11 protein-coding genes are annotated in these 10,641 nt (G+C 65.2%); 7 read left to right on the top strand and 4 right to left on the bottom strand.

Annotation, left to right across the window (positions count from 1 at the left end; all coding sequences use genetic code 11):
• Positions 1 to 807: citrate synthase (locus AKL29_RS03970; RefSeq protein WP_244481746.1), on the top strand; the 807-nt coding region annotated here is incomplete at its 5' end.
• A gap of 392 nt (positions 808 to 1,199) precedes the next feature.
• On the opposite strand, the gene AKL29_RS03965 is transcribed toward AKL29_RS03970, so the two are convergent.
• The gene (locus tag AKL29_RS03965) at positions 1,200 to 1,838 is read right to left on the bottom strand and encodes a J domain-containing protein (RefSeq protein WP_028338207.1); all 639 of its coding nucleotides are present in this window, start codon (positions 1,836 to 1,838) and stop codon (positions 1,200 to 1,202) included.
• Positions 1,839 to 1,947: 109 nt separating this feature from the next.
• Between AKL29_RS03965 and AKL29_RS03960 the strand changes: the two genes are divergently transcribed.
• Positions 1,948 to 2,223 carry a BolA family protein gene (locus AKL29_RS03960; protein WP_028338206.1) on the top strand — a complete coding sequence of 92 codons (276 nt, stop codon included), beginning with the start codon at positions 1,948 to 1,950 and terminating at the stop codon, positions 2,221 to 2,223.
• Positions 2,224 to 2,347: 124 nt separating this feature from the next.
• Complete coding sequence (locus AKL29_RS03955; RefSeq protein WP_050383205.1) at positions 2,348 to 2,797, top strand: hypothetical protein; 450 nt, start codon at positions 2,348 to 2,350, stop codon at positions 2,795 to 2,797.
• Between the two features lie 145 nt (positions 2,798 to 2,942).
• Here AKL29_RS03955 and AKL29_RS03950 read toward each other — a convergent pair whose 3' ends face one another.
• The 3 genes from AKL29_RS03950 to AKL29_RS03940 all read right to left on the bottom strand — a co-directional run bounded on the left by AKL29_RS03950 (position 2,943) and on the right by AKL29_RS03940 (position 6,139).
• Positions 2,943 to 4,250, bottom strand: coding sequence for an HlyC/CorC family transporter (locus tag AKL29_RS03950; RefSeq protein ID WP_050383204.1), 1,308 nt, complete (start codon positions 4,248 to 4,250; stop codon positions 2,943 to 2,945).
• A 117-nt stretch (positions 4,251 to 4,367) separates the two neighbouring features.
• A complete protein-coding gene (aroB, locus tag AKL29_RS03945; RefSeq protein WP_028338203.1) occupies positions 4,368 to 5,510 on the bottom strand; it encodes a 3-dehydroquinate synthase in 1,143 nt (380 codons plus the stop codon).
• Positions 5,507 to 6,139, bottom strand: a complete 633-nt coding sequence (locus AKL29_RS03940) for a shikimate kinase (RefSeq protein ID WP_016843560.1) — start codon at positions 6,137 to 6,139, stop codon at positions 5,507 to 5,509. The genes aroB and AKL29_RS03940 overlap by 4 nt, the downstream gene beginning before the upstream one ends.
• A 145-nt stretch (positions 6,140 to 6,284) precedes the next feature.
• Here AKL29_RS03940 and AKL29_RS03935 point away from each other — a divergent pair, with 145 nt between their 5' ends.
• From AKL29_RS03935 to AKL29_RS03920, 4 genes are all read left to right on the top strand, one after another.
• A complete protein-coding gene (locus tag AKL29_RS03935; RefSeq protein WP_016843561.1) occupies positions 6,285 to 6,431 on the top strand; it encodes a hypothetical protein in 147 nt (48 codons plus the stop codon).
• Between the two features lie 16 nt (positions 6,432 to 6,447).
• Positions 6,448 to 7,431, top strand: coding sequence for a site-specific tyrosine recombinase XerD (xerD, locus tag AKL29_RS03930; RefSeq protein WP_050383203.1), 984 nt, complete (start codon positions 6,448 to 6,450; stop codon positions 7,429 to 7,431).
• Positions 7,432 to 7,696: 265 nt separating this feature from the next.
• Positions 7,697 to 8,659: an acetyl-CoA carboxylase carboxyltransferase subunit alpha gene (locus tag AKL29_RS03925; RefSeq protein WP_018269178.1), complete on the top strand. Its 963-nt coding sequence runs from the start codon at positions 7,697 to 7,699 to the stop codon at positions 8,657 to 8,659.
• Positions 8,660 to 8,888: 229 nt separating this feature from the next.
• Positions 8,889 to 10,397, top strand: a complete 1,509-nt coding sequence (locus AKL29_RS03920) for a L,D-transpeptidase family protein (protein WP_050383202.1) — start codon at positions 8,889 to 8,891, stop codon at positions 10,395 to 10,397.
• The last annotated feature ends 244 nt before the right edge of the window (positions 10,398 to 10,641 follow it).

Below are 10,641 nucleotides of genomic sequence, written 5' to 3'. Positions count from 1 at the left end.
GTCGACGGCTTCCGGGCCGCGATCGCGGGCCTCCGCGGCGAGAACGGGCTGGAGCACGAGGCGACCATCGTCGGCGCCTTCCCGGTGATCGCGGCCGCCCTGGTCCGGCGAGCCAGGGGCAGCGATCCGATCGCGCCGGACCCGAATGCCGGCCACGCCGCCGACACGCTGCGGATGCTGCTGGGCCGCAAGGTCGAGCCGCGCGAGGTCGCCGCGCTCGACGCCTATCTCGTCACCGTCTGCGACCACGGCATGAATGCGTCGACCTTCACCGCGCGGGTGATCGCCTCGGCGCAGGCCGATCTGTTCGCGGCGATCACCGGCGGCTATTGCGCGTTGACCGGCCCGCTGCACGGCGGCGCACCCGAGCCGGTGCTCGAAATGTTGGACGCGATCGGCACACGCGAGCGCATCAAGCCCTGGGTTGACGGCGCGCTGGCGCACGGCGAACGACTGATGGGGTTCGGTCACCGCGTCTATCGCGTGCGCGACCCGCGCGCCGACGTGCTGAAGATCGCGATCGAGCGGCTCGAGGCCAGTGGTGCCGACCTGCCGTTTGCCGGCGAGGTCGAGGCTTACATCCGCGAGGCGCTACGGAAGAAGAATCCGGAGCGGCCGCTGGAAACCAATGTCGAGTTCTTCACCGCGATCCTGCTCGATGCGCTGGAAATCCCGCGGCAGGCGTTCACGCCGATCTTCGCCACCGCACGCGCTGCCGGCTGGACCGCGCACGCGCTTGAGCAGCGGCGCACCGGGCGCTTGATCCGGCCGAGCTCGTCCTATGTCGGGGCGATGCCGAAGGGGTGAATGAAACCGTAGCCCGGATGGAGCGCAGCGAAATCCGGGAACGGTGTAGCCGCGGATGGGAAGAGCCCCGGATTGCGCTGCGCTCTATCCGGGCTACAGAATTGCATCGTTGGACGACGGCGGAGCCACACACTCTGCCGTCGTCCCTGCCTAAAGCATGATCCGGAAAAGTGCGAAGCGGTTTTCCGAAAAGATCATGCTCAAACAAGGAGCTAAAGCGCGACGACGATTCAACCTAATCTCATCGCGCTTTAGTGCGCAATTGCGCACGGGAGCAGGGACCCATACGCCGCGGCCCATCTATGGGGCAGTCGGGCAGACATTTTGTACAAACGATAACGGCCGGTGGTTATGGGCCCCTGCTTTCGCAAGGGCGACGAGGACTAGAGAGCTCAGGCCTCGCGCACCACGGTCTTCAGATAATTGTACGCCTTGATGATCTCGATCAGGCGATCCTCGGTGGAGCGGTCGCCGCCATTGGCGTCGGGATGGTGCTGCTTGACCAGCGCCTTGTACTTCGACTTGACGTCTTCGAGCGTCGCCTCGGCCCCTAGCCCCATCACCTGCAGCGCCTTGCGCTCGGCGTTCATGACCTTGCGGGTCTCGGGCTTGGGCTCCGCGCCGCCCGGTCCGGGGCGCCAGCGGCCGCGGCCGTTGAGCTCGGAGAACACGTGGAACGGATCGGAGGCGGCATCGAGACCGCTCTCGCCCTTCTTGCCGTTGTTGGCGCCCATCTTCCAGGTCGGACGGTGGCCGGTCAGCGCGTCCTTCTGGTAGCGCGCGACGTCGTCAGGATTCATGCCCTGGAAGAAATTGTAGGACTGGTTGTATTCGCGGACGTGGTCGAGACAGAAGTGCCAATACTCGCGCGAATTCTCGCGGCCTTTCGGGGCGCGATGCGCGCCCTTGTTCTGGCAACCCGCCCACTCGCAGGTCACAGCCTGCTCGCCGGCCTGCGCCTGGCGCTTCGCACTGACCTTGGTCGGCTTGATGCGAATGGAGTCGAAGAATTTTGATGAATCGATCGGCATGTTCTCTTTGACTACGCAATGCACAAATCTTCAAGTCTTGACATTGCGCGGACCTCGTTTCCCGCTTGCACCATTGACGAAAAGCTGTCGCGAACCTAACTCCGCCGCCATGAGCACCAAAGACGCTATCATAAACAAGTTGCGTGAAGCTTTCTTGCCGGAAAGCCTCGACGTCGTCGACGAGTCACATCTGCATGAGGGCCACGCCGGCCACAGGCCAGGCGGGGAGACGCACTTCCGGGTATATATTGTGTCTCCGGCCTTCGAAGGGAAGAGCCGGATCGAACGCCATCGCATGATAAATGCGACGCTGGCGCAGGAACTCGCCGGCTCGGTGCACGCGCTGGCGATCCACGCCCACGGCCCCGGGGAAAAGCCGCGCTAGTTCGCGCTTGCCTCAAGACGAAGCGGCGGTTTTCCGTTATGAGAACAGGATGGACCTGCTCCTGCTCCCTGCGTGAGCAGGTGAAACTACGGATTGCACCGCCACGCATGATATGGGGCCATTGATGATCCCTTGCTGGCCACGTTTCCGGTCGATCGTCACCGCCGCCGGCCTGCTCCTGATCTGCGCGATGCGGCCGGCCTTGGCGCTGGACATGCCGAGCCCGTTCGTCCAGGAGGTGCTGATCAAGAGCATCCTGGTCTCGCTCAACGATGCGGTGGCCGCGAACAATTTCACCGTGTTCCACGCCAAGATCTCAAAGCCGTTCCGCGACCAGTTTCCGCCCGACAAGCTCAAGACCATCTTCAAGGATCTGGTCGACAAGCATGCGGTGTTCGACGCCGTGGTTGCCAAGCCGATCGTTCTCGACGAGGACGCCAAGATCGACGACAAGGGCGTGCTGCGGCTGAAGGGGCATTTCGACACCACGCCCAAGCAGGTGAAGTATCAGCTCGGCTTCATCCCCTCCGACGGCGCCTGGAAGCTGTCGGGTATCTCGATCGATATCGAGTAGGCCTACGTCACCTGATCCGTCATTCCGAGGAGCGCGCAGCGCGTCTCGAAGGATGCACGGCCCGGCCGGTGGCCGTCGACCCTTCGAGGCTCGCTCCGCTCGCACCTCAGGGTGACGGTGGTGGATTTGCGCTTGCCGCAGAGCGTTAGAATGCCGTCCCCGCCCGCTTCGGCTTCTTCTCCTCCAGCTCGGTCTCGCGCGGGACGGCGACGATGCGCAGCGCGGTGATGCGATTGCGCTCGCGGCGGAGCACGCGGAAGCGGAAGCCGTGGAAGGTGAAGCTCTGGCCGCGCTCCGGGATCGAGCGCGCCTCGTGGATCACGAGGCCGGCGACCGTGGTCGCCTCCTCGTCCGGCAGGCGCCAGTCCATCGCACGGTTGAGATCGCGGATCGGCACCGAGCCGTCGACCACCACCGAGCCGTCCGGCTGCGCGCGCACGCCGGCGACGACGACGTCGTGCTCGTCGGAGATATCGCCGACGATCTCCTCCAGGATGTCCTCCAGCGTCACCATGCCTTCGACCTCGCCATACTCGTCGACCACGAGGGCGAAGTGGGTCTTGCGGCGACGGAACGCCTTCAGCTGTTCGGAGACCGGACGCATCTCCGGCACGAACCAGGGCGGCAGCGCGATCGCCGAGGCATCGATCGCGGACATGTCGCCCTCGTTGGCGCGCATCGCGCGCAGCAGGTCCTTGGCGTGGAGCACGCCGACGATGTTCTCCGGCTTCTCCCGCCACAGCGGGATGCGGGTGTATTCGCTCGCCAGCACCTCGCGCACCAGTTCCTCGGGCGGCAGGTCGGCGTTGACCATGGTCATCTCGGTGCGATGGACCATGACGTCGGAGACCTGCAGCTCGCTGAGATCCAGCAAGCCGCCGAGCATGTCGCGGTCCTGCTTCTCGACCTTGCCCTCGTGATGCAACAGATCGACCGCGCCGCGCAGACGTTCGGTCGGCGACAGCACCGCCTGGTGCGCCCCGACCTTGATGCCGAGCAGCTTCATCAGCGCCAGCACGATGGTCTCGATCACGGTGAGCAGCGGCCCCAGCACGAGGATCGTCAGCCGCATCGGCCGCGCGACCAAAAGCGAGATGCGGTCGGGTGCGTTGATCGCGATGGTCTTGGGCAGCACCTCGGCGAACACCACGACCATCACGGTCATGACCGCGGTGGCATAGAGCACGCCGACGTCGCCGAACCAGGCGGTGAACACGCCGGTCGCCAGCGCCGAGGCGCCGATATTGGCGATGTTGTTGCCGAGCAGCAGCGCGCCGATCATGCGCTCGCGCATGTTGACCAGCTTGGAGACCACGCCTGCATCGGTGTTGCCCTGCTTCGACAGCCGCAGCATGCTGGCGCGCGAGGCGCCGGTCAGCGCTGTCTCACTCGCTGCGAAAAACGCCGAGATGAACAGGCAGAGCAGCACGATCGAGAAGGTGAACCATCCCACTGAACTGATCCGTGGCTAGAGCATGATCCGGAAAAGTGTGTAGCGGTTTTCCGAAAAGATCATGCTCAAATCAAAAAGACAGAGCGGGATGACGATCCGAAGGAGAGGCATCCCGGTCTAGGCCTTCAGCTTGGCTTGCAGGAAGTCGCGCACCGGCTGCGGCTCGACATTGTTGGCGATCACGGCGCGGCCGACGGCCTCCAGCAGGATGAAGGTGAGCTTGCCGCGCTTGACCTTCTTGTCCTGCGCCATCAGCGCCAGCAGCGCGTCGGCGTCGGCAAGGCCTTCCTGCGCGAAGCCTGCGATATCCTGCAGGCGTGTCGGCAATCCGACCGCGGACAGATGACGCGCGATGCGCCCCGCATCGTCGGACGAAATCATGCCGAGCTGCGCCGAGAACTCCGCGGCGAGCACCATGCCGACCGAGACGCCCTCGCCGTGGAACAGCCGGTCGGAGAAGCCGGTCGCGGCTTCCAGTGCATGGCCGAAGGTATGGCCGAGATTGAGCAGCGCCCGCTCGCCGGTCTCGCGCTCGTCGCGCGAGACGACGCCCGCCTTGGCGCGGCAGGATGTTGCGATCGCGTGCTCGCGCCCGGCGCCGCCAGCGAAGATATCGGTGTGGTTCTTCTCGAGCCAGGCGAAGAAGGCCTCGTCGCCGAGGATGCCGTATTTCGCGACCTCGGCGTAGCCGGCGCGGAACTGGCGCGGCGACAGCGTGTCGAGCACCGAGGTGTCGGCGATGACAAGCACCGGCTGGTGGAATGCGCCGATCAGATTCTTGCCCTGCGGCGAGTTGATGCCGGTCTTGCCGCCGACGGAGGAATCGACCTGTGCCAGCAGCGAGGTCGGCACCTGTACGAAATCGACGCCGCGGCGCAGGATCGCAGCCGCGAAGCCGGCGAGATCGCCGACCACGCCGCCGCCGAGCGCGATGACGAGGTCATTGCGCTCGATCTTCGCCGCGATCAGCGCCTCGCTGACCTCGGTCAGCGTGGCATAGCTCTTCGAGCCCTCGCCCTCCTCGACCACGATCCGCGACGTCGGCACGCCGGCGGCGGCAAGCGATGCCTCGGTGGGCTCCAGCCAGTGCTTGGCGACAGTGCGGTCGGTGACGATGGCGGTGCGCACGCCGGGCCGCAGCGCCGCGACACGCTCGCCGAGCGACTGCAGCACGTCGCGGCCGATGACGATGTCATAGGCGCGGTCGCCGAGCGCGACGTCGACGGTAACGGAGGCAGAATGTTTCAAGGGCGCAGTCATGAGGTCGCGTTCAATCCATCAGATGGTGGCTCGTCGGCCGGACGCGCACCGCACAGATGCGCATGTAGGGCCTCGAGGCATTCGTCGACGATGCGGTCGTGCGGCACGTCGCGCGAGGCAATCGTCAAATCGGCGGTGCGGTAGACCGGCTCGCGCTCGCTGAGCAGGCGGTTGACGGTCGCCTCCGGGTCGGGGGTGTGCAACAGCGGACGATCGGCGCGGCGGCGCACCCGGCGCATGATGATATCACTGTCGGCCTTGAGCCAGATGGAGATCGCGCGGTCGCGGATCCGGTTGCGGGTCTCCTCGCGCATGAAGGCGCCGCCGCCGGTCGCCAGCACGACCGGGCCATTGCCGAGGATGCGGGCGATCACCCGCGCCTCACCGTCGCGGAAATACGGCTCGCCCTTGCTCTCGAATATCTCCGGGATCGTCATGTCCGCCGCCGCCTCGATCTCGGTGTCGGCATCGGTGAACGGCAGCTTGAGTCGCGCCGCCACCCGCCGGCCGATGGTCGACTTGCCGGCCCCCATCATGCCGACCAGGACGATCGACCGCGTCCCCAGCGCAGCCGCGATGTCGGCCTCCAGGGTCGGATGGGTGGGCGCCGGTACGGCTGCGTCGGACATCAAAAAGCTCGGATATTGGGACGAATTGTTCAGAATTCGAGCCACCTATACTACCCCCGGCGACACCCTTACCAGCGACTCTTGCAACCGCGCGGGGAACATGTTGGATGATTTCATTGGTTAATTCGCCGCCCGAGTCGCCTCCATGCCCAGCCTGTTCCGCTTCCTGACGGTCGTCGCCGTGATTTTCGGGATCGGCTACGGCATCGTCTTCGCGCTGGCGAATTTCGTGCACCCGAAACCGCGGGAAATGACGGTGACCATCCCACCGGATAAGTTCCTCAAGAAATAGACGCTATGATTCCGGCATGCCCGCTGCTGCCAAAAATCCCGCCAAGACCCTCACCAAGCCCTCCGACGCCAAACTGACCGCGTTGTTCCTCGACATGCTCGCCGCGGAACAGGGCGCCGGCGCCAACACGCTCGACGCCTACCGGCGCGACCTCACCGATTTCTCCGACTACCTCGCCCATGCCGGCGCCGATTTCACCAGCGCCGACACCGAGACGCTGCGCGGCTACCTCGCCGACCTCGATGTCAGAGGCTTCAAGTCGACCAGCGTGGCGCGGCGGCTGTCAGCGATGCGGCACCTCTACCGTTTCCTGCTCAACGAGCGGGTCCGCACCGACGATCCGGCCGCGATCCTGTCCGGCCCGAAGCGCGGTCGCGGCCTGCCCAAGGTGCTGTCGATTGCCGACGTCGACCGCATGCTGACCCGGGCCAAGGAGCTGACCCAGACCGACGTCTCGCCGGCGCAGCGGCTGCGCGCGCTGCGGCTCTACTGCCTGCTCGAGGTGCTGTACGCCACCGGCCTGCGCGTCTCCGAGCTGGTGTCGCTGCCGGTCTCGGCGGCGCGGCGCGATGCGCGGATGATCGTGGTGCGCGGCAAGGGCAACAAGGAACGGCTGGTGCCGCTGAACGACGCCTCGCGCCAGGCGATGGCGGATTACCTCGCCGCGCTGGAGGTGATGCAGCCGAAGGCAAAGAAAGCCGCACCATCGAAATGGCTGTTTCCGTCCTCCGGCGAGAGCGGACATCTGACCCGGCAGCATTTCGCCCGCGACCTGAAGGAGCTTGCCGGCGCCTCCGGCCTTGCGCCGCGGCTGGTGTCCCCGCACGTGCTGCGTCATGCCTTTGCCAGCCATCTGCTGCACAATGGCGCGGACCTGCGGATCGTGCAGACCCTGCTCGGCCACACCGACATCTCGACCACCCAGATCTACACCCATGTGGTCGAGGAGCGGCTGAAGAGCCTGGTCCGCGACCTGCATCCGTTGGCGGAGAAGTCCTAGGGATCCGTAGCCCGGATGGAGCGCAGCAAAATCCGGGAATGGTATTTCCGCCGATATCGCTCCCCGGATTGCGCTTCGCTCGATCCGGGCTACGAGCAATCCGCCTTGACTTCCGCTTCGTCTCCGCAGAAAGAGCGTCACCTGCTTGCGATCCCGAAGCGTGCATTCCACCCAGATGCGCGTTAACCGTTTGAAGTTACAAAGCTTCTCTTTCCGACGCCGAAACCGCTTCGCCCCTCGCACCGTTCCTCCCTATATTGAGTTGATGCCCGACCCGATGCGCAGCTATCTCGACTTCGAAAAACCCGTCGCCGAGCTTGAATCCAAGATCGACGAGTTGCGTGCGCTTGCCGCGAGCGGCAGCGACATCGGCGACGAGGTCGCGCGGATCGAGGACAAGGCGGCGCAGGCGCTCACCGAGCTCTATTCCAATCTGACGCCGTGGCAGAAGACGCTGGTGGCGCGGCATCCGCAGCGGCCGCACTTCACCGATTTCATCGGCGGCCTGATCACCGAATTCACGCCGATGGCCGGCGATCGCAAATTCGCCGACGACGAGGCCCTGGTCGGCGGCTTCGGCCGCTTCCGCGGCGAGAGCATCTGCGTGGTCGGCCAGGAGAAGGGCGCCACCACCGAGAGCCGCATCAAGCACAATTTCGGCATGGCGCGCCCCGAAGGCTATCGCAAGGCGGTGCGCCTGATGGAAATGGCCGACCGGTTCGGCATCCCGGTGCTGTCGATCGTCGATTCCGCCGGTGCTTATCCCGGCATCGGCGCCGAGGAGCGTGGCCAGGCCGAGGCGATCGCCCGCTCGACCGACGCCTGCCTGTCGCTCGGCGTACCCAATGTCGCGATCGTCACCGGCGAAGGCATGTCGGGCGGCGCCATCGCGATCACCACGGCGAACCGCGTCCTGATGATGGAGCACGCGATCTATAGCGTGATCTCACCGGAGGCGGCATCCTCGATCCTGTGGCGCGACGGCACCAAGGCGCAGGAAGCCGCCAACAGCATGAAGATCACCGCCCAGGACATGCTGCGCTTCGGCGTGATCGACCAGATCCTGAAGGAGCCCTCGGGCGGGGCTCATCGCGACCCCGCCGCGATGATCGCGACCACGGGCGACGCCATCGCCCAGGCGCTCAACGACCTACGAAATCTTGATCCGGACGCGATTCGCAAACAGCGGCGCCAGAAATTCCTCGATATCGGCCGCAAGCTCGGCTGAGGCGCCCAAACCGCCCGATTTTTCGTCCAAACCGGGCAATTTTGCCGTAATTGGGCCCCGAGCCGGGTCTTTAACATTCCTTGAACCATGCCTGCTACCGTGAGGGCTGTCCGCCCCGGTTCAGGTTGCGAGCAGGGGTCGTCGAAGGCTAATATTTTACACAATGGCTTCAGGGCATATTCGCCGTGTTGGGGTCGCGAAAATCGCCCGGTGGGTGTGGAGCTCGGACTTGACTCATCGCACGCTCGTACGCGCGCTTCTGACCTCGGCGGTGCTCGCCGCAGGCGTCATGCTCGCCGGTTGTGACAGCGACCAGATCTCGCTGGCGCAGAACGCCAAGGCCAACCAGCCGGTCCCGCCTAAGCTCGTCGCTGCCATGACCGAAAAGGACATGGACATGCAGTCGCCGATCCTGGTGCGGCTGTTCAAGCAGGAGGCCGAGCTCGAGGTCTGGAAGCAAAACCGCTCCGGCCAGTTCGCGCTGCTCAAGAGCTATCCAATCTGCCGCTGGTCGGGCGACCTCGGTCCGAAGGTCCGCGAAGGCGACCGCCAGGCGCCCGAAGGGTTCTACTCGATCAACCCGAGCCAGATGAACCCGCAGTCGGCCTATTACCTGTCGTTCAACACCGGCTACCCCAACGCCTTCGACAAGGCGCTCGGCCGCACCGGCTCGCAGCTGATGGTGCATGGCGATTGCTCCTCGCGCGGCTGCTACGCGATGACGGACGAGCAGATCGCGGAGATCTACTCGCTCGGCCGCGAGTCCTTCTTCGGCGGCCAGAAGGCGTTCCAGCTGCAGGCCTATCCGTTCCGGATGACGCCGGTGAACATGGCCAAGCACCGCAACAATCCGAACATGCCGTTCTGGAAGATGATCAAGGAAGGCTACGATCATTTCGAGGTGACGAAGCAGGAGCCGAAAGTCGACTTCTGCGAGAAGAAGTATGTGTTCGACGCGGTGAAGGCGCCGGGTGCAACACGCGATCCGGTGTTCGACGCCTCCGCGAAGTGCCCGGCCTATGTGATCCCCGAGGAGATCGCGAGCGCCGTGCACGAGAAGGAGCAGAAGGAAGCCGCCGAGACCGCCAAGCTGGTATCCAAGGGTACGCCCGTTGCGCGCCTCAACACCGGCATCGACGGCGGCATGAACGCGATCTTCGCCTCGAAGATTCCGGAAGGAAACACCGGCCTCTCCGAAGGCGGCGACAGCCAGGCGCTGGCGTCGATGTCGCTGGCGCGCGCGCCCGGCACGATCCCCGGTACGGTCAATCCGCCGAAGCCCAATCTTGCGGTCCAGCAGGACGAGCCGGTCGTGGCGACGACGTCGTCCACCGCATCGTCGGCCAGCACCCGCGTTGCCTCGGCGAACGCGTCCGACAAATCCGCCTCTGACAAATCCACCTCCGACAAGTCCACCTCTGACAAGTCCGAAGGCTTCTTCTCCAGCTTTGCCCGCAAGGTCGGCATCGGCGGCACCGCCGACGCCAGCAAGACGACCGCGCCGGCTCCGGCCGCTGCTGCCCCGGCCAAGCCGAAGGTCGCCGAGGCCAAGCCGCAGTCGGTGGTTCGCGTCGCCCCCAAGGCTGAGCCGAAGCAGGCCGCCAAGCCGGCACCGAAGCCGGCAGTGACCACCGCAGCGGCCGCCGCACCGGCCCCGTCGTCGTCGACCCAACTCGCCGGCTCCGCGCCCGTCGTGCAGACCAATTCGTTCGACACCCGCTTCTCGGCGGTGAAGTAGCAAGCGCGGCACGCACGCGCCGCCGGTCGTTTGCGATAGACATTTCAAGAAGCACACGGTGTCGTCCCTGCGAAAGCAGGGGCCCATACGCCGCGCTTGTGGTGTGAACCGGATTCGTCGTTCCGACGTCGCACAACAATCAGCATTTGTGGTTATGGGCCCCTGCTTTCGCAGGGACGACAGTGAGTCTATTGCGCCGCCGTCGCAAATATTGTCGTCGTCCTGGCGAAAGCCAGGAGGTAGA

This window comes from Bradyrhizobium pachyrhizi, from assembly GCF_001189245.1.
Classification (GTDB): Bacteria; Pseudomonadota; Alphaproteobacteria; order Rhizobiales; family Xanthobacteraceae; genus Bradyrhizobium; species Bradyrhizobium pachyrhizi.
Note: the sequence above shows the minus strand (reverse complement) of the source record. Positions and strands in the feature narration are given on the sequence as shown.